The following is an 18,075-nucleotide window of genomic DNA, read 5'->3' as shown; positions in this document are numbered from 1 at the left end:
GTTCGGCGTTCTTCAACGTCTGGCGGCGCACATAGTCCGCCGGCACTTCCCGGGCCTGGGCGCGGGGGATCTCGATGAAGTAGCCATGCACCCGGTTGTAGCCCACCTTGAGGCCGGCAAGGCCAGTCCGCTCGCGCTCACGGGCCTCGAGCTGAACCAGATAATCGCCGGCGTGTTCGGCGAGCCCACGATAGTCGTCGAGTTCGGCATCGAAGCCGTCGCGGATCACGCCGCCGTCGCGAATCACTACCGGTGGGTTGTCGATCAGCCCCCGGGCGAGCAGGTCGGCTAGCTCGGGGTAGGGGCGAATGTGGTGAGCCAGCTCATCGAGGGCGGTGCCTTCGCTGTAGTCCTGCAGCTCGCGCTGCAGGTCGGGTAACGCTGCCAAGGCGTCGCGCAGGCGAGCGAGATCGCGCGGCCGTGCACTGTAAAGCGCTACTCGGGCAAGGATGCGCTCCACGTCGCCAATCGTCTTGAGCAGCTCCCTCAGGACGACGAAGCCTTCGCGTTCCAGCAGCAGGGCGACCGCCGCCTGACGGCCCTGCACCTGGCTACGGTCGCGCAGCGGGCGATTGAGCCAGCGCTTGAGCAGTCGCGAGCCCATGGCAGTGGCCGTCGTGTCGAGCACGCTGGCCAGGGTGTTGTCGCTCCCGCCGCCGAGATTGATGTCGATTTCCAGGTTACGCCGGCTGGCAGCGTCGATCACTACGGCATCGTCGCGATTCTCGACGCCCAGGGCGGTGACGTGGGGCAGGCGCGAACGCTGGGTGTCGCGAGCGTATTCCACCAGCACACCGGCCGCGGTGAGGGCGGCCTCGAGATGGGCGCAGCCGAAACCGCGCAGATCCTGAACCTGGAACTGATCGCACAAAAGTCGTGTGGCGGATTCGAGATCGAACAGCCAGTCGCTCTGGCGACGCAGGCCCTGGCGGCCTTCCAGTGCCGGCGGCAGGGAAACGCTCTCGGGGAGAAGCAGTTCAGCGGGGTCGAGGCGCTGCAACTCGGCGAGCATGTCGCTTTCGCCCTCAACCTCGAGCACGCTGAAGCGGCCGCTGGAGAGCTCCAGCCAGGCGATGCCCCAGCAGTTTCCGGCGGGGTGCACGGCCACCAGCAGATTGTCGCGGCGGGCGTCGAGCAGCGCCTCATCGTAGAGGGTGCCCGGTGTGACGATGCGTACCACCTTGCGCTCAACCGGCCCCTTGCTGGTCGCCGGATCACCGAACTGCTCGCAGATCGCCACCGATTCGCCGGCCTTCACCAGGCGCGCAAGATACCCCTCGGCGCTATGGTAGGGCACGCCGGCCATGGGGATCGGCTTGCCGGCGGACTGCCCGCGCTGGGTCAGGGTGATGTCGAGCAGGGCAGCGGCACGCTTGGCGTCGTCGAAGAACAGCTCATAGAAGTCGCCCATGCGATAGAACAGCAGCACATCGGGGTGCTCGCGCTTTATCCTGAGGTACTGGGCCATCATCGGGGTATGGGCCGGCATGGCCGTTTTGACCGCGTCGTTCATGCGTTCTCGGCTGATTCGTCGATTGTGTGGGCGTGAGAGCGCCAAGGTTAACATGCGCCGCCTGTCGTCGACATGGCGCATGCGGACTGCTGATGCGGCAAGTATGCGCTATGGTGGCAGTCAACCGTAGGACAAGCGGTCGGCCCAGGCGCCGTCCTTTTCTAGCAGGAGCGATACCATGCCTCACAGTGCTTCCAGTCTGGCCAATCTCGATCTCACTACGCTTGCCGAGCGCCTCGGTCGGCGGTGCCGCGAGCAGGGTGTCGGCGTGACCGCAGCCGAGTCGTGTACCGGCGGCGGCGTGGCCAGCGCGATCACCGCGGTGGCCGGCAGCTCGGCCTATTTCGAGACCGGCTACGTGACGTATTCCAATGCCGCCAAGACACGCCTGCTCGGCGTACCGGAAGCGTTGATCGCAGAGCACGGTGCGGTGAGCCGTGAAGTGGTCGAAGCGATGGTGGCGGGTGCCTGTCGCGACAGCGGGGCCAAGCTGGGGGTGGCGATCAGCGGCGTGGCCGGCCCCGACGGGGGCTCGCCGGAAAAGCCGGTAGGCACCGTGTGGCTGGCCTGGGGCAACGAGACACGCCAGCGCGCCGAGCGGTATCAGTTTCCCGGCGACCGGCGGGCGGTGCGTGAGCGCGCGGTACGCGAGGCCATCGTCGGGTTGATTCGCCACCTCGAAGCCGAATGAACGTATCATATTGTGCGGGTGGCTAGTCGCCCGGCTTTTTTTTCGTCATACTACTGTCCAACCATACAGTGTCCGGGCGAGCTCCTCTTGGTGGCCCGCCATTCACTTTGCACCTGCAAGCGACTGCGAGTTCTGCGAGGAGAGCCTCATGGCACAGGATGAAAACCGTAGCAAGGCATTGAATGCCGCCCTTTCACAGATCGAGCGCCAGTTCGGCAAGGGCACCGTGATGCGCCTGGGCGATACGCCGCGGGTGGTCATGCCGTCGGTCTCCACCGGCTCGCTGGGGCTCGACATCGCGCTCGGCATCGGTGGCCTGCCCTTCGGCCGCGTGGTGGAGATCTTCGGGCCGGAGTCCTCGGGCAAGACCACCCTGACCCTGTCGGTGATCGCCGAGGCCCAGAAGCAGGGCAAGACCTGTGCCTTCATCGACGCCGAGCACGCCCTCGACCCCAGCTACGCCGAAAAGCTCGGCGTCAACCTCGACGACCTGCTGGTGTCCCAGCCCGATACCGGCGAACAGGCGCTGGAGATCTGCGACATGCTGGTTCGCTCCGGCGGCGTCGACGTGATCATCATCGACTCGGTGGCGGCGCTCACCCCGCGCGCCGAGATCGAGGGCGAGATGGGCGACTCCCATGTCGGCCTGCAGGCACGCCTGATGTCCCAGGCGCTGCGCAAGATCACCGGTCACATCAAGAACGCCAACTGCCTGGTGGTGTTCATCAACCAGATTCGCATGAAGATCGGCGTGATGTTCGGTAGCCCCGAGACCACCACCGGCGGCAACGCCCTCAAGTTCTACGCCAGCGTGCGCCTGGACATCCGCCGTACCGGCTCGGTGAAGCAGGGCGACGAGGTCACCGGCAACGAGACCCGGGTCAAGGTGGTGAAGAACAAGGTGGCGCCGCCGTTCCGCCAGGCCGAGTTCCAGATCCTCTACGGCAAGGGCATCTACCATGCCGGCGAGGTGATCGACCTGGGCGTACAGTGCAACCTGGTCGACAAGGCGGGTGCCTGGTACAGCTACAAGGGCAACAAGATCGGCCAGGGCAAGGCCAACGCCGCGCAGTTCCTCGAGGACAATCCGGCGGTGATGGAGGAGATCGAGAGCCAGATCCGCGGCCAGCTGCTGGCCACGGCATCGCCCAAGGAAGACGCCGAGGAACCGGCGGTCGCCGATGCCGAGCGCGAAGACGATCTGCTCTAAGCCATGCCCATGCAGTACGCCGGTGAGCGCGACGCGTCCCCCCGGGATGATGCCATCCGCCTGCTGGCTCGGCGCGAGTATGCTCGCGCCGAGCTGACGCAGAGACTGCTGGCGCGCGCTCACTCTGCCGAGGCGATCGATGCCTGTCTCGACGCGCTTGCCGATGAAGGCCTGCAATCCGATGCGCGCTTCGTCGAGAGCTTCTTGCGCTCCCGGATCGCACGCGGTCAGGGTCCCCTCAAGGTGCGTGCCGAGCTCGAGCGGCGTGGCGTCGAGCGCGGCCTGATTGCGGCTGCCTTGACCAAGGCCGAGCGAGAGAGCGAGGTCGACTGGTTCGAGCTTGCCGCCGATGTGCTTGCTCGGCGTTTTTCCCCAGGCGACGGCTCGCTGCGAGAACGTGCCCGCCGCGAGCGCTTCCTGCTGTCTCGCGGCTTCGATTTCGAGCAGGTCCGCCATGCCCTGGAGCGGCTCCACGCCGCCGAATGACTTCCCGCTTTTAGCGCCTCCCCTTTAGTCGCTTGACAACTGCGCTATAATGCCTCCCTTTGTGAACGCCCTTGGTGGCGCTCCTGACACGCCAAGGCGTGCGAATTCGGCCATGCGAAGCGGCGCCGAGCGCGCCTGCCCGTCGGGTGACCACGCTCATCGCTACGGATATGCCATGAAAAGCGCAGACATCAGACAGGCCTTTCTGAATTACTTCGAAGAGCACGGCCACACCATCGTGCCGTCGAGCTCCCTGGTGCCGGGCAACGACCCGACGCTGCTGTTCACCAACGCCGGCATGGTGCCGTTCAAGGACGTTTTCCTCGGCCGCGACCCGCGCTCCTACGTGCGCGCCACCTCGGCGCAGCGCTGCGTGCGCGCCGGCGGCAAGCACAACGATCTCGACAACGTCGGCTACACCGCACGCCACCACACCTTCTTCGAGATGCTGGGCAATTTCAGCTTCGGCGACTATTTCAAGCGCGATGCCATTCGCTTCGCCTGGGAGTTCCTGACCCAGCGCCTGGGTCTGCCGGCGGAGAAGCTGTGGGTCACCGTGCACGTCAGCGATGACGAGGCGGAGAAGATCTGGAAGGAGGAGATCGGCGTCGACCCGCAGCGCTTCTCCAAGCTCGACGAGGATAACTTCTGGCAGATGGGCGATACCGGACCGTGCGGCCCCAGCTCCGAGATCTTCTTCGATCACGGCCCTGATGTGTGGGGCGGTCCGCCGGGCAGCCCCGAGGAGGACGGCGACCGCTACATCGAGATCTGGAACCTGGTGTTCATGCAGTTCGATCGCGATGAGGCCGGCAACCTGAACCCTCTGCCCAAGCCATCCATCGATACCGGCATGGGGCTCGAGCGTGTGGCGGCAGTGCTGCAGGGCGTGCACTCCAACTACGAGATCGACCTGTTCCAGAACCTGCTCGCGGCAGCGGCGCGATACACCGGCCATGGCGACACCACCACTCCCTCGCTGCGGGTGATCGCCGACCATATCCGCTCCTGCGCCTTTCTCATCGCCGACGGCGTGCTGCCCTCCAACGAGGGGCGCGGTTACGTGCTGCGCCGGATCATCCGCCGCGCCATTCGGCACGGCCACAAGCTGGGAGCCAAGGGCCACTTCTTTCACAAGTTGGTGGGAGCGCTCGATGTCGAGATGGGCGAGGCCTATCCCGAGCTGCGCGAGGCGCGCCACCAGATCGAGCGCATCCTGCTGAAGGAGGAGGAGCAGTTCGCTCGTACTCTGGAGCATGGCATGGGGCTGCTGGAAGAGGCGCTCGCCGCACTCCAGGGCGAAGTGCTGCCCGGCGAGACGGTGTTCAAGCTCTACGACACCTATGGCTTCCCCTACGATCTGACTGCCGACGTGTGCCGCGAACGTGGCGTGACGCTGGACGAAGCCGGCTTTCAGCGTGAGCTCGAAGCTCAGCGTGAGCGTGCCCGGGCGGCCAGCCAGTTCGGCGCCGACTATGCCGCGGCACTGGAGCTCGAAGGCGAAACGGCCTTCACCGGCTACGACAAGCTCGAAGACAACGCCACCGTGACTGCCATCGTGGATCGCGAAGGCAATGCGCTGGTCGCGCTCGAGCCCGAGCAGCGGGGCATCGTCGTCCTCGACCGCACCCCGTTCTACGGTGAGTCGGGTGGTCAGGTGGGCGACACCGGCTACCTGACTCTCGACGGCGGACGCTTCCTGGTGACCGATACCCAGAAGCAGGGTGGTCACCACCTGCACCACGGCGTACTGCTGGAGGGCCGCCTGAGCGTGGGCGACGAGGTGCGCCCCCAGGTAGACGCCAGGCTGCGCGGCGCCACCATTCGCAACCATTCCGCCACCCACCTGATGCACAAGGCGCTGCGCATGGTGCTTGGCGATCACGTTCAGCAGAAGGGCTCGCTGGTCACCCCCGAGCGGCTGCGCTTCGACTTCAGCCACTTCGAAGCCGTGACCCCCCAGCAGCTCGCTGAAGTGCAGCGCCTGGTCAACGAACAGATACTCGCCAATGCCCCGACCCGCATCGAGCAGATGACCCTCGATCAGGCCAAGGCCAAGGGTGCTGCGGCCCTGTTCGAAGCCAAGTACGCCGACAGTGTGCGGGTGCTAACCATTGGCGCCGATGATTTCTCCATCGAGCTGTGCGGCGGCACCCACGTGGCTCGCAGCGGCGACATCGGCTGCTTCCACATCGTCGGCGAGCAGGGGATTGCCGCCGGCGTGCGCCGTATCGAGGCGATCACCGGCGAGGGGGCGCTGGCCTACTTCCGCGAGCAGGAAACGCGCCTGGCGCGCATCGGCGAGCGCCTCAAGGCCAAGCCGGAACAGGTCGAGGAGCGCGTCGAGTCGTTGGTGGAGCGCAATCGCAGCCTGGAAAAGGAACTCGAGCGTCTCAAGGCCAAGCTGGCCAGCGCTGCCGGCAGCGACATGCTGAGCCAGGCCCACGAAATTGCCGGCGTCAAGGTGCTGGCCACACAGCTCGATGGCGTCTCCGCCAAGGAGCTGCGCGGCGTGCTCGACCAGCTCAAGAACAAGCTGGGTTCAGGCATCGTGGTGCTGGGTGTGAGCGACAGGGAGGCCGGCAAGGTGAGCCTGATCGCCGGCGTCACCGACGACTTGACCGACAGGGTAAGGGCCGGCGAGCTGGTCAATCACGTGGCGACACAGGTGGGCGGCAAGGGCGGTGGGCGCGCCGACATGGCTCAGGCCGGCGGCAGCGACGTTACCGCCCTGCCGGCGGCCCTGGCGAGCGTTTCCGCCTGGGTCGAGCAGCGACTGCAGTAACGGGGCACAGGGCACGACTTTCACTCATCCGAGCGTGAATCGTTCGACAAGCGAGGGAAAACCGTAGATGGCACTTTACGTACAGAAATTCGGCGGTACCTCGGTGGGCTCCGTGGAGCGCATCAAGGCCGTGGCCGAGAAGGTCAAAGGCTTCCGCGACGACGGCCACCAGATCGTGGTGGTGGTCTCCGCCATGAGTGGCGAGACCAATCGCCTGATCGGTATGGCCAATGAGATCAACGACGAGCCTACCCCCCGCGAGATGGATATGCTGGTATCCACCGGTGAGCAGGTGACCATTTCGCTGCTGGCACTGGCCCTGCACAAGCTGGGCGTGCCGGCCACCTCCTACACCGGCTCCCAGGTGGGAATTCTCACCGACAGCGCCCACACCAAGGCACGCATCCAGCGCATCGAAACCGACGAGATGCGCGATGACCTGAATGAAGGCAAGGTGGTGGTCGTGGCCGGCTTCCAGGGCGTCGACGAGGAGGGCAACATCACCACCCTCGGTCGCGGCGGCTCGGATACCACCGGGGTGGCGCTGGCGGCGGCCCTGGGCGCCGACGAGTGCCAGATCTACACCGACGTCGATGGCGTCTACACTACCGACCCGCGCGTCTGCTCCAAGGCCCAGCGGCTCGACAGTATCACCGTCGAGGAGATGCTGGAGCTGGCGAGCCTCGGCTCCAAGGTGCTGCAGATCCGCTCGGTGGAGTTTGCCGGCAAGTACAATGTCCCGCTGCGCGTGCTGTCCAGTTTTCAGGACGGCCCCGGCACCCTGATCGTTGCTGAATCCGACCAAGACGAGGACTCCATGGAAGAACCGCTGATCTCAGGTATCGCCTTCACCGCCAACGAGGCCAAGCTGACCCTGCTCAACACGCCGGACGTGCCGGGCGTGGCCTCACGCATTCTGGGCCCGATCGCCGATGCCAACATCGAAGTCGACATGATCGTGCAGAACGTGGCGCCGGCTGGCGACTACACCGACTTCACCTTCACCGTGGCCAAGGGCGACTACAAGAAGACGCTCAAGATCCTCGAGGAGCAGGTGATTCCCGATCTGGGCGGCGGCGTGGTCAATGGCGATGACAATATCGCCAAGGTGTCACTGGTCGGTGTGGGCATGCGCTCTCACGCCGGGGTCGCTTCCAAGATGTTCCGCGTGCTGGCTGACGAAAACATCAACATCCGCATGGTCTCCACCTCAGAAATCAAGATTTCGGTCGTCATCGACGAGAAACAGATGGAGCTCGCGGTTCGTGCTCTGCATACCGCTTTCGGGTTGGACAAGAGCGATATCGAAAGCGCATAGAAACACACAAGAAATTAACACGCTACGTACGACGTCATCGGATGGTTCTTCTACGCTGGGGGAAGTCAGCTGCGATGAGCGGCCGGGCTTCCCTTCAACGCTGCCGACGTGTCATGGTGGGGTTGGGTGGTGGTGCACATTGGTGCACAGTGGTAACAAGTGTTACATAATGAGAGAACTAAGCGTCGATGGGATCGACGCGCATCCCGTTGCAAGTCGTCTGAGAAGGAGATCAGTCATGCTCATCCTGACCCGCCGAGTCGGAGAAACGCTGATGATCGGCGATGACATCACCGTGACCGTCCTTGGCGTCAAGGGCAATCAGGTCCGTATAGGCGTGAATGCGCCCAAGGATGTCGCCGTACATCGTGAAGAAATCTATCAACGCATCCAGCGTGAGAAGTCCGATGAAGAAGGAGGCAGTAGCTCACACGGCTGATGCCGTGCTGCCTTCGTCCGTTCCGTTATTGAGAAACAAATAACTGAATATGCTGGACAATGCGCTGCAGAAACGATAAAGTATGCGCCGTGTCGTTGAGGGAGAGGTGGCCGAGTGGCTGAAGGCGCTCCCCTGCTAAGGGAGTATGGGGTTTATAGCCCCATCGAGGGTTCGAATCCCTCCCTCTCCGCCATGCGACACGTAGCCGTTGTACGAAATGTGATATGCGCCCGTAGCTCAGCTGGATAGAGTACCTGACTACGAATCAGGTGGTCGGAGGTTCGAATCCTCCCGGGCGCGCCACGAAGCATGCTGAAGGATCGTTACGATCATTGGGTCATGGCTCCGGGTGTCACCAAGTTCGATGCAGTGGTGTGAGTCAAGGCAGGATCCTGGATCTTGCGTCAGCGCCCGTAGCTCAGCTGGATAGAGTACCTGACTACGAATCAGGTGGTCGGAGGTTCGAATCCTCCCGGGCGCGCCAGATACCGACCCGTCCTCTTTCGAGGGCGGGTCTTTTGCTTACCGCCTCTGTTCCTGCAGGGGCTCACGTATCGACTGGCCGGAACGGCAGGATGCCGGTGGCGCGATCGTTTGGGTGCCCATCATGACGATGGGCACCCTTTTTTTGCTCGTCTCTTTCCCTGCTTCCCGGCGCCTGATCGTTCCAGGTAACCTGCAGACGCCCGTCTCAGGCTCGCTCTTCAGCCTGGTGGCAGGCCATTGCCTCTTTTGCGTCGAGGCCGGCCATCAGCGCATCCAGGTCGTTGATACGCTTCAGCGCATGAAAGCGGCGTTCGGCTTCGCTGTCTCGCTGGCGCATGTGATTGAGCCACTGCTTCACCAGGGAGGTAACAATGCGACCGGGAAGTGTGGTACGTTGCAATGCAGCATACTCGGCCAGGATGGCGGCACGATGGCGCCATTGGGTGGAGGGGAGCTGCTCGCCGGTGTCGAGCCAGTGGCGGATGCGCTGAGCCAGGAGCGGGTCGGCAAGGGCGCCGCGGCCGAGCATGACGTCGCGGCAGCCGGAGAGCGTACGCGCCTTCCAGTAGTCCTCGAGGCTCCAGATGTCGCCGTTGGCGACAACCGGAATGTGAAGGTGCCGACGAATGCGTGCGATCCACTCCCAGTGGGCCGGTGGACGATAGCCCTCGTCGCGGGTTCGCGCGTGTACGACGAGCTGTGTCGCGCCACCGTCCTCAGCCGCCTTGGCGCAGTCGAGCGCCAGGCGCCGATGGGAGAAGCCGAGGCGGATCTTTGCCGTGACCGGTATTTGGCTTCCCACGGCTCGGTGGACGGCCGCAACGGCGGCATGGACGCGGCGAGGGTCGCGTAACAGCGAAGCGCCGCCGTCGTGACGGTTGACCAGCTTTGCCGGGCAGCCGAAATTGAGATCGATGGCGCTGGCGCCCAGCTCTCTGGCCTGTTCGGCGTTGGCCGCCAAGGCAGCTGGTTCGCTGCCGAGCAGCTGAAGGGCCACGGGAACGCCCGAGGGCGTTCGTACCCGTGTGGCAAGCTCGGGGCAGTGGCGCAGGAAGACTTTCGGCGGCAGTCGGGCATCGACCACGCGGACGAACTCCGTTACCGCCCAGTCGAAGCCGGGGCGGCGGGTAAGGAGGTCGCGGGCATGGGCGTCGATCACGCCTTCCATGGGCGCGAGACCGATCCTGCCTTGTAGTAAAACAACAACGCTGGCTTCCACCATGGGGTGCTTGCAATTCATCCGGAGTGTGGCAGTTTATATGGCCAACTTTTTTACGATTGGCGACATGTTTGCGGCAGTTAGTTAACAAGTCGTGCAGAATGAGGGAGAGCAATCATGCAGGATCAGCAGTTGCTGCTCGACGGCCTTGCCCTGATGGGCGTTGGTATGGGGTTCGTTTTTGTTTTTCTTACCATCCTCGTGCTGACCACCACCCTGATGTCGCTGGTGGTGCGCCGCCTGGCCCCGACCCCGGCTCCCTCGGCCCCGGTGTCGTCTCCGACATCTCCAGCCAAGACCCAAAGCGATGACGCCGAACTCATGGCCGTCATCAGCGCCGCCGTACATCGCTATCGCCGCCGCCATCGCCGCTGAGCGGCACGGCAGCGAGCCATATTACTACACAACACGCTATCCACGGGGTCATCTTCATGAGTGAGACCAATCGCCCGCTGGGCATCACCGACGTCGTCCTGCGCGACGCCCACCAGTCGCTGTTCGCCACCCGGATGCGGCTCGACGACATGCTGCCGATTGCCGAGAAACTCGATCGGGTCGGCTTCTGGTCGCTGGAGTCCTGGGGTGGCGCAACCTTCGACGCCTGTATCCGCTACCTCGGCGAGGATCCGTGGGAGCGGATACGGGCGTTGAAGGAGGCCATGCCCAATACCCCGCAGCAGATGCTGCTGCGAGGCCAGAACCTGCTTGGCTACCGCCACTATGCCGACGACGTGGTGGATCGCTTCGTCGAGCGTGCCAAGACCAACGGCGTGGACGTGTTCCGCGTATTCGACGCCATGAACGACCCGCGTAACTTGGAGCGGGCCATCAAGGCCGTGCGTGACGTGGGCGGCCACGCGCAGGGCACCATCTCCTACACCGTGAGTCCGGTGCACACGCTGGACAGTTGGGTGGAGTTGGCCGAAACCATCGCCGACATGGGGGCCGACTCCCTGGCGATCAAGGACATGGCCGGCCTGCTGGCACCCTACGATGCCTATGAGCTGGTCACGCGCCTGAAGAAGGTGCTATCAATCCCGATCCACATGCAGTGCCATGCCACCACGGGCATGTCCACCGCCACCATCCTCAAGGCTGTCGAGGCAGGCATCGATAACGTCGATACCGCTATCTCCTCGATGTCGATGACCTATGGCCACAGTCCGACCGAATCGGTGGTGGCGATCCTCAAGGGCACCCAGCGCGATACCAATCTCGATCTCGAACTGCTCGAGGAGATTGCCGGCTATTTTCGCGAGGTGCGCAAGAAGTACGCCGCCTTCGAGGGTTCACTGAAGGGTATCGACTCGCGCATCCTGGTGGCTCAGGTTCCGGGCGGCATGCTCACCAATATGGAAGGTCAGCTCAAGGAGCAGGGCGCCGGCGACAAGCTCGACGACGTGCTCCTTGAAATTCCTCGCGTTCGCGAGGACCTGGGCTTCATCCCGCTGGTCACGCCCACGTCGCAGATCGTCGGCACCCAGGCGGTGATGAACGTGATGATGGGCGAACGCTACAAGTCGATCTCAAAGGAAGTGCAGGCGCTGCTCAAGGGCGAGTATGGCGCCGCGCCGGCTCCCTTGAACAAGGAGCTGCAGAACCGTGTGCTCGAGGGTGGCGAGCCCATCACTTGCCGCCCCGCCGATCTGCTCGAGGCCGAAATGGAGCGCCTTGCCAGCGAGCTTAAGGAAAAGGCCAAGACCGAAGGCGTGCGGCTTGCCGAGGGCGAGCGCGTGATCGATGACGTGCTGACCTACGCGCTGTTCCCGCAGATAGGCCTCAAGTTCCTCAAGAACCGCGACAATCCCGAGGCCTTCGAGCCGGTGCCCCAGGCCCCGGATCAGGGAGGCGCCAGCGCCAACCTGCCCGTCGAGTCCAAGCCGGGCGGCGCCGTGGCCAAGCCCACGGCCAGTGTGCCTGCCGGCCCCGAGACTTACACGGTTACGGTCAACGGTAAGCAGTACGTGGTCGAGGTTGCCGAGGGTGGCGAGATCGGCAGCGTAACGCAGCCGGCCGGGCAAGCGGCTGCGCAGCCTGCCGAAAGCGCCCCGGCCTCCAGCGGCGAGGCGATCGCTGCACCGCTGGCGGGGAATATCTTCAAGGTCAACGTGCGCCCTGGCGACAGCGTCAAGGAAGGCGATGTGGTGATCATCCTCGAAGCGATGAAGATGGAAACCGAAGTGCGGGCCGCCACCGGAGGCACCGTTTCCGAGGTCTTGGTCGGTGAGGGCGACAGCGTCTCCGTCGGCGACACCCTGATCGTGCTCTAAGGATCTCTATCATGGATAAGCTATTGACCCTGTGGGAGGGTTCGGGCCTCTATAACCTGACCTTGGGTCAGGCGGTCATGATCCTGGTAGGCCTGGGGCTGCTCTATCTCGCCATCCACAAGAAGTTCGAGCCGCTGCTGCTGGTGCCGATCGGCTTCGGCGGGATACTGGCCAACATACCGGAGGCGGGGCTTGCCATCTCGGCGCTGGACCAAGCCATCGAGGTGGCCCGCCCGGCGGTGCTGCAGCAGGTGGCCATGGCACTGGGGGCGACTCTCGATCCGCTGGCCGGCGAGGAAGCCTGGCGCGTCACCTTGCGGGCGCTGGTCGACAACGGTGCCGCGCCGGATCAGATCCGCGCTGCACGGGACGTGGCCATGAACGTCGGCTACGGCGACGGCCTGCTGTACGTCTTCTACTCCGTCGCCGTCGCCTCGGGCATTGCACCCCTGCTGATCTTCATGGGCGTGGGGGCGATGACCGACTTCGGCCCCCTGCTGGCCAATCCGCGCACCCTGTTCCTGGGGGCGGCAGCGCAATTCGGCATCTTTGCCACCCTGTTCGGCGCGGTAGGCATGTCGGCCCTGGGCTGGATGGACTTCTCCCTTGAGCAGGCCGCCGCCATCGGCATCATCGGCGGCGCCGACGGTCCGACCTCGATTTATGTCTCGAGCGTGCTGGCCCCGGAGCTGCTCGGCGCCATCGCGGTGGCAGCCTATGCCTATATGGCATTGGTGCCGATGCTCCAGCCGCCGATCATGAAGCTGCTCACCACCCGCAAGGAACGCGAGATCACCATGACCCAGCTGCGGCCGGTCTCCAAGCTGGAAAAGATCGTCTTTCCGCTTGCGCTGCTTATGCTGGTCGCGCTGTTCTTGCCGGATGCCGCGCCGCTGCTGGGCATGTTCTGCTTCGGCAACCTGATGCGCGAGTGCGGCGTGGTGGAACGCTTGACCGATACGGCCCAGAACGCGCTGATCAATATCGTCACCATCGTGCTTGGGCTGGCCGTGGGGTCACGACTGATGGCCGAAACCTTCCTGGCCGTCGAAACGCTGGGCATCATGGCGCTGGGTATGGTGGCCTTCGCCATCGGCACCGCAGCGGGGGTGCTCATGGCCAAGCTGATGAACCTCATGAGCCGCATGCCCATCAACCCGCTGATCGGGGCGGCCGGGGTATCGGCAGTGCCCATGGCGGCCAGGGTGGCCAACAAGGTGGGGCTGGAGTCGAACCCTCACAACTTCCTGCTGATGCATGCCATGGGCCCCAACGTGGCCGGGGTTATCGGCTCGGCGGTGGCGGCGGGGGTGATGATCAAGTACCTGGGATAACAGCCGTCCTGTTCTGAAACGAAACGCCCACCGGTGGGGTACTGCCGGTGGGCGTTTTGCTTGCTCGGGCTCTCTGCCCATCTCGGTCACGACGTGGTAACACTGTCGGATCGACTGTTGGTGCCGGCTCCAGCAGGGCTCTCCTGAGCCAGTTCGAGGTCTTCGTCCACCCACAGCTGACAGGCGAGCCGGTATCCCTCATCGAGACGCCCGCCGAGCATCTTCTTCTCTTTCCAGTTGGGCTCCGGCAGCGACTCGCCGCCCTTGAGCACCTTGCACATGCACTTGGCACATTTACCCATGCCACAGCCGTAGCTCAGGTGAGGGTAAGGAAACTGGCGGATCCCGGCGCGTACGACCAGATTGGTATTGGGCTGGACGTCGCCTTCGAAGACCTCGCCGTTCTTGTGAATCTTGATCAGGGGCATGGCAATCACCTGCTCTCATTTGTCGTCAGTTCGTGCACCGTTCTCGACTGCACGGCGGCTGTGTTGCCGTATGGCATATGGTATACCATGTGCCACTAAATCCATTTCGTCAAGCCCCACTTTCGCCACCCAAGGCCCGATAAACGACACCCCGGCGGTGGCCGGGGTGTCGTCTCGTATCGCACCGGGGTATTGCTATATCAACAGGATGACGGCCAGCAGCGAGGCCACGACGATGCCCGAGATCACCGGCACGAAGTTACGCCGCACCAGGGCTGCTGGGCTTACCCCGGCGATACCGGCATCAGCCGCCACCCCGAAGGCCCAGGCCGCCAGGGTACCGCCACCGGCGAAGATCGCGGCTACCTGCCCCAGCGCTGCCAGCACATGCACATCGACACCTGCGCCGGTACCCAGCGCACCCGACAGTGAGCCCACCAGCGGCAGGCCGGAGAAGCCCGAGCCGTCCATGCCGGAAAGCAGGCCAATGAATGCCATGCCGAACACCAGCAGGAAGACATTGCCATCTATGTAGTGGCCGATGTTATGGCCGATATCGAAGAGGAAGCCAGCCGCGCCGGCACCGATCACCTCGGCAGAGTGCCCGGGATGGCCCAGGAAGAAGAACCCGGCAATTGGAATGATCGGCGCGAAGATCTTGATGGCGAAGAAGAAACCTTCACGGGTGTAGCTGCTGATACCATCCAGGGCGTGGTGGCCGTGTGAGGCAAACGAGGAGAGCACCAGCAGCACGGTAGCGGTGCCACCCAGCAGCGCCGTGGCGCCGCCGCCGCGAATCGCCTGGTCGGGGAGGAACAGGGCGCGATAGATCATCAATCCGGCAATACCGATCAGAATCGCCGGGACGGCAATGGCGAAGATCCTTGCATAAGGGCCGGCTTCCGGCTGGTTCTCTTCCTTGACGGTATTCGCTTCGACCGCCGCGGCACCTGCCGAGCGGGGAGAGAAGACCTCATCCGTCTTGGGGGCTTCCAGAACGCCGGAGCGCATGTCCCGACGCAGGTGCAGGCAGGCGAGGGAGATTGCCACCACGCCGACCACCAGCGAGAACAGCAAGGTATAGGGCACCAGCGTGGTGGTGTCGATACCGGCAGCGCCCGCCGTCAGGCGGCTCGCGCCCTGGATGACGGGGTCGGCCGAGAGTGCCATGCCGTGGCCGAACAGGTTCACCGCCATGGCGGCGCCGATGGCCGGCAGCCCTACCTGCATGGCGACAGGGATCAATACGGTACCGACCAGGGCAACGGCGGGTGTCGGCCAGAAGAAGGCGGCGGCAATGTACATGGTGATGCCGACGACGAAGAAGGCCGTCCAGGGTCCCACCATCAGTTTCTTCATCGGTGCCACCATGAGCCTGTCCGCTCCTTGGCTCTGCAGCGATTTGAGCATGGCAACCATCAGTGCGATGACCAACATGATGTCGAAGAGCTCGGTGCCGGCATTGAGTAGCGCCCGGAAGACTACCTGAACGGCGAAGATCAGCTGATTGAGGCCGCCTTCGTGAGGGGCCTCGGCCAGCAGACCCAGCATGAAGATACCGGCAATGGAAGGGATGATGACACCCTTGCGGAAACCGATGGAGACGAATATCGCCAGGATCACCAGCAGGAAGACCCAGTGCGATGCGGTTAGTTGTACCTGTTCGAGTTGTTCCATGTTGCACCTTGTCGTGTCGTCAGGCTTGGGCGAGGGCGGTACCGAGGCTGTCGGCGGCCCATCGTCTGCTTGTAGTTGTCGGTTGCTGAATTGCCACGGTCGTGTTGCCTTGCATGTCACGAAAGCGGTGCTGACGCCTTTCGCACATGAGTCTGGTCAGGTCGTGTTTCGTCGCATCTTTTTCTCCTGTGTCGAGAGTGGCTATCCATGAGGAATCGTTAGCCGGGCTAACCCAGCATCAAGCCGCCATAGGCCAGGGCGCCGACCACCACGAGGGCGGGGTGCGCCTTGAAACGGAACAGGGCGATGGCCGAGATGGCCGCTATGATCAGGGTGTGGATGAGCCCCGCACCGGCCAGCCCTTCGGCGAAGAAGCTCAGCACCAGGGCGGCCATCATGATGGCGATGACAGGGCGCACCCACTGGCTCATGCGCTTGACCCGCGGCGAATCCCGATAGCGATAGAGCAGCCCCAGGGCGCCCAGCATCAGCAGCAGCGTGGGCACCACCGTGGCGAGGACGGCCACCACAGCACCACCGACGCCGGCCACTTCATAGCCGACATAGCCGGCCATCTTGGTGGCGATCGGGCTGGGCAAGGCGTTGCCCAGCCCCAGTACCTCGGCGAATTCCTGGGCGTTCATCCAGCCATAGCGCCCCACCACCTCGGCCTCGATCAGCGGGATGATGGCGGGCCCGCCGCCGTAGCCGATGATGTTGGGAATGAAGAAGGCGAGAAAAAGCTGTGCGTAGATCATCGTGTCGCCTCCCCGGACGTCTTGCTCTTGCTCTTGGTCAGGGGGGGAAGCATGGCGGCGACCAGCAGGGCGCCGATCACCAGCCCCGGGTGCACGCCGAGCCCATAGATCAGCCCGCCTGCCGCACCCGCCATGAGCAAGCTGACGCTCCAGCCCAGTGCCAGGCGTGACTTGTTCAGAAAATCCCAGGCGAGCTGGGCCATCATTACCATCACCACCGGCACCATTCCCTGGCTCATGCCGTATATCCAGCCTACGTCCCGATAGCGGCTGAAAAGACCGAGCAGCAGAATCATGACGATGATCATCGGCAGGATCACGGCCAAGATCGCGTTGACACAGCCAAGCGCTCCGCCGACACGAAAGCCGATATAGCCGGGCATCTTCGTGGCGATGGGCCCGGGCAAGGTATTGGCGATGGCCAGGATGTCGGCAAACTCCTCGTCCTCCATCCAGCCGTGCCGTTTGACCACTTCCTGGTGTACCAAAGGGATCATCGAAGGGCCGCCGCCGAAGCCTAGAAGGCCGATTCGGAGAAAGGAGAAGAACAGCTTGCCCTGTTGCGATGGCGTCATGTCCGTGGGTGTCCTTGTCTGAAATCAATGATTATTTCTTGAAAAACAACATAGTGTATAAGACCGATTTGTATTTTTTCTAGAAATAATCGATTATTTGACCTAGATTAGGTTGCAGAAAGCCACTTCGTCAAGACCGGTATACCAAATTCCAAAAAACGAAGGGAGTCACGCCATGGCCAACCCGCTCAAGCAGGGCAGCGCCACTGCTGCCAGCAGGATCTACGAAACTCTGCGCCAGGATTTGCTCAATGGCCGCTACCGTGCAGGGGAGCGGCTATCGATCGCTTTGTTACGGGATACGTATGAGGTGGGCCTGAGTCCGCTGCGCGAAGCACTCAATCGACTGGCAGCCTACGGCCTGCTGCGCCAGGAAAATCAGCGCGGCTTTCGCGTGCTGGAACTCTCCCAGGACGAACTCGCCGATATCACCGAGATGCGCCGCCAGCTCGAGGGCATGGCACTCGAGCTGGCGATCCTGCGTGGCGACGAGGAGTGGGAGTCTCAGCTGCTGGCAGCCAACCATCGACTTTCCAAGGCCAATGCCCACACCCCAGTAGTGGAGTGGGAGCATCTGCATTCGCGCTTCCACAATGCCTTGGTGGCGCCATGCGGCTCGGCCTGGCTATTGCGCTTCATCTCGCAGCTTCACGATCAGTTCGACCGCTATCGGCGCGTGGCGCCGCGCGCCCAGGAGTTGCGCCACCAGCTCGACTCACAGCATCAGGAGCTGGTGGATCTGGCCCTTGCCCGCGACTCGCGCCGCGCTCGGTCGCTGATCGAGGACCACATCACCCTGTCCAGCGAAGTGGCCATGCGCAGCTGCCGATAGCAGGGCAGCCCGAGAGGCGTGAGGGCTTTACAGCGCCGGTGGGATTCGGCTAGT

At 63.7% G+C, this 18,075-nt stretch carries 16 protein-coding genes and 3 tRNA genes; 13 read left to right on the top strand and 6 right to left on the bottom strand.

Translation table 11 applies throughout. The features are described 5' to 3' along the window. The coding region (gene mutS, locus AC2VNO_RS07235; RefSeq protein WP_486933506.1) for a DNA mismatch repair protein MutS at positions 1–1,513 on the bottom strand (1,513 nt) is incomplete at its 3' end. A gap of 178 nt (positions 1,514–1,691) precedes the next feature. Here mutS and AC2VNO_RS07230 point away from each other — a divergent pair. From AC2VNO_RS07230 to AC2VNO_RS07190, 9 genes are all read left to right on the top strand, one after another. After that, positions 1,692–2,204: a CinA family protein gene (locus tag AC2VNO_RS07230; RefSeq protein WP_486933505.1), complete on the top strand. Its 513-nt coding sequence runs from the start codon at positions 1,692–1,694 to the stop codon at positions 2,202–2,204. Positions 2,205–2,352: 148 nt separating this feature from the next. Then, complete coding sequence (recA, locus tag AC2VNO_RS07225; protein WP_486933504.1) at positions 2,353–3,414, top strand: recombinase RecA; 1,062 nt, start codon at positions 2,353–2,355, stop codon at positions 3,412–3,414. A 3-nt stretch (positions 3,415–3,417) separates the two neighbouring features. Next, positions 3,418–3,900, top strand: a complete 483-nt coding sequence (locus AC2VNO_RS07220; protein ID WP_486933503.1) for a regulatory protein RecX — start codon at positions 3,418–3,420, stop codon at positions 3,898–3,900. 175 nt (positions 3,901–4,075) lie between these two features. After that, complete coding sequence (gene alaS, locus AC2VNO_RS07215) at positions 4,076–6,685, top strand: alanine--tRNA ligase (protein ID WP_486933502.1); 2,610 nt, start codon at positions 4,076–4,078, stop codon at positions 6,683–6,685. 67 nt (positions 6,686–6,752) lie between these two features. After that, entirely contained in the window at positions 6,753–8,003 is a 1,251-nt protein-coding gene (locus AC2VNO_RS07210; protein ID WP_486933501.1) for an aspartate kinase, read from the top strand. A gap of 238 nt (positions 8,004–8,241) precedes the next feature. After that, positions 8,242–8,442, top strand: coding sequence for a carbon storage regulator CsrA (gene csrA, locus AC2VNO_RS07205; protein ID WP_486933500.1), 201 nt, complete (start codon positions 8,242–8,244; stop codon positions 8,440–8,442). Positions 8,443–8,542: 100 nt separating this feature from the next. Further along, positions 8,543–8,635, top strand: a tRNA-Ser gene (locus AC2VNO_RS07200). Between the two features lie 33 nt (positions 8,636–8,668). After that, positions 8,669–8,745, top strand: a tRNA-Arg gene (locus AC2VNO_RS07195). A 104-nt stretch (positions 8,746–8,849) separates the two neighbouring features. Then, positions 8,850–8,926 (top strand) — tRNA-Arg (locus AC2VNO_RS07190). A 207-nt stretch (positions 8,927–9,133) separates the two neighbouring features. Here AC2VNO_RS07190 and AC2VNO_RS07185 read toward each other — a convergent pair. Next, the gene (locus AC2VNO_RS07185) at positions 9,134–10,096 is read right to left on the bottom strand and encodes a tRNA dihydrouridine synthase (protein WP_486933499.1); all 963 of its coding nucleotides are present in this window, start codon (positions 10,094–10,096) and stop codon (positions 9,134–9,136) included. A 168-nt stretch (positions 10,097–10,264) separates the two neighbouring features. On the opposite strand from AC2VNO_RS07185, the gene AC2VNO_RS07180 reads away from it, so the two are divergent. The 3 genes from AC2VNO_RS07180 to AC2VNO_RS07170 are packed head-to-tail and all read left to right on the top strand — an operon-like array spanning position 10,265 to position 13,751. Continuing rightward, positions 10,265–10,522: an OadG family protein gene (locus tag AC2VNO_RS07180; RefSeq protein ID WP_486933498.1), complete on the top strand. Its 258-nt coding sequence runs from the start codon at positions 10,265–10,267 to the stop codon at positions 10,520–10,522. Positions 10,523–10,578: 56 nt separating this feature from the next. After that, positions 10,579–12,417, top strand: a complete 1,839-nt coding sequence (oadA, locus tag AC2VNO_RS07175) for a sodium-extruding oxaloacetate decarboxylase subunit alpha (RefSeq protein ID WP_486933497.1) — start codon at positions 10,579–10,581, stop codon at positions 12,415–12,417. A gap of 11 nt (positions 12,418–12,428) precedes the next feature. Further along, complete coding sequence (locus AC2VNO_RS07170) at positions 12,429–13,751, top strand: sodium ion-translocating decarboxylase subunit beta (protein WP_486933496.1); 1,323 nt, start codon at positions 12,429–12,431, stop codon at positions 13,749–13,751. Positions 13,752–13,837: 86 nt separating this feature from the next. Here the strand turns inward: AC2VNO_RS07170 and AC2VNO_RS07165 are convergent, their stop codons facing one another. From AC2VNO_RS07165 to AC2VNO_RS07150, 4 genes are all read right to left on the bottom strand, one after another. After that, positions 13,838–14,179, bottom strand: coding sequence for a 2Fe-2S iron-sulfur cluster-binding protein (locus tag AC2VNO_RS07165; protein WP_486933495.1), 342 nt, complete (start codon positions 14,177–14,179; stop codon positions 13,838–13,840). A 195-nt stretch (positions 14,180–14,374) separates the two neighbouring features. Beyond that, positions 14,375–15,856 (bottom strand): hypothetical protein, encoded by a 1,482-nt coding sequence (locus tag AC2VNO_RS07160; RefSeq protein ID WP_486933494.1) that lies wholly within the window; start codon positions 15,854–15,856, stop codon positions 14,375–14,377. A gap of 227 nt (positions 15,857–16,083) precedes the next feature. Further along, positions 16,084–16,614 (bottom strand): chromate transporter, encoded by a 531-nt coding sequence (locus tag AC2VNO_RS07155; RefSeq protein WP_486933493.1) that lies wholly within the window; start codon positions 16,612–16,614, stop codon positions 16,084–16,086. Continuing rightward, positions 16,611–17,189, bottom strand: a complete 579-nt coding sequence (locus AC2VNO_RS07150) for a chromate transporter (protein ID WP_486933492.1) — start codon at positions 17,187–17,189, stop codon at positions 16,611–16,613. Before AC2VNO_RS07150 ends, AC2VNO_RS07155 begins: the two co-directional genes overlap by 4 nt. Before the next feature lie 175 nt (positions 17,190–17,364). Between AC2VNO_RS07150 and AC2VNO_RS07145 the strand changes: the two genes are divergently transcribed. Beyond that, positions 17,365–18,021, top strand: coding sequence for a GntR family transcriptional regulator (locus tag AC2VNO_RS07145; RefSeq protein WP_486933491.1), 657 nt, complete (start codon positions 17,365–17,367; stop codon positions 18,019–18,021). The last annotated feature ends 54 nt before the right edge of the window (positions 18,022–18,075 follow it).

This window comes from Halomonas sp. TH-94 (assembly GCF_057473365.1).
This window is presented reverse-complemented; position numbering and strand designations above follow the sequence as displayed.

Bases quoted from the DNA above. Each gene is read 5' to 3' on its own strand.
- csrA (WP_486933500.1), top strand. From the start codon at position 8,242: ATGCTCATCCTGACCCGCCGAGTCGGAGAAACGCTGATGATCGGCGAT.
- AC2VNO_RS07170 (WP_486933496.1), top strand. From the start codon at position 12,429: ATGGATAAGCTATTGACCCTGTGGGAGGGTTCGGGCCTCTATAACCTG.
- AC2VNO_RS07150 (WP_486933492.1), bottom strand. From the start codon at position 17,189: ATGACGCCATCGCAACAGGGCAAGCTGTTCTTCTCCTTTCTCCGAATC.
- AC2VNO_RS07180 (WP_486933498.1), top strand. From the start codon at position 10,265: ATGCAGGATCAGCAGTTGCTGCTCGACGGCCTTGCCCTGATGGGCGTT.
- recA (WP_486933504.1), top strand. From the start codon at position 2,353: ATGGCACAGGATGAAAACCGTAGCAAGGCATTGAATGCCGCCCTTTCA.
- alaS (WP_486933502.1), top strand. From the start codon at position 4,076: ATGAAAAGCGCAGACATCAGACAGGCCTTTCTGAATTACTTCGAAGAG.
- AC2VNO_RS07165 (WP_486933495.1), bottom strand. From the start codon at position 14,179: ATGCCCCTGATCAAGATTCACAAGAACGGCGAGGTCTTCGAAGGCGAC.
- AC2VNO_RS07220 (WP_486933503.1), top strand. From the start codon at position 3,418: ATGCCCATGCAGTACGCCGGTGAGCGCGACGCGTCCCCCCGGGATGAT.
- AC2VNO_RS07145 (WP_486933491.1), top strand. From the start codon at position 17,365: ATGGCCAACCCGCTCAAGCAGGGCAGCGCCACTGCTGCCAGCAGGATC.
- AC2VNO_RS07210 (WP_486933501.1), top strand. From the start codon at position 6,753: ATGGCACTTTACGTACAGAAATTCGGCGGTACCTCGGTGGGCTCCGTG.
- AC2VNO_RS07230 (WP_486933505.1), top strand. From the start codon at position 1,692: ATGCCTCACAGTGCTTCCAGTCTGGCCAATCTCGATCTCACTACGCTT.
- AC2VNO_RS07160 (WP_486933494.1), bottom strand. From the start codon at position 15,856: ATGGAACAACTCGAACAGGTACAACTAACCGCATCGCACTGGGTCTTC.
- oadA (WP_486933497.1), top strand. From the start codon at position 10,579: ATGAGTGAGACCAATCGCCCGCTGGGCATCACCGACGTCGTCCTGCGC.
- AC2VNO_RS07155 (WP_486933493.1), bottom strand. From the start codon at position 16,614: ATGATCTACGCACAGCTTTTTCTCGCCTTCTTCATTCCCAACATCATC.
- AC2VNO_RS07185 (WP_486933499.1), bottom strand. From the start codon at position 10,096: ATGGAAGGCGTGATCGACGCCCATGCCCGCGACCTCCTTACCCGCCGC.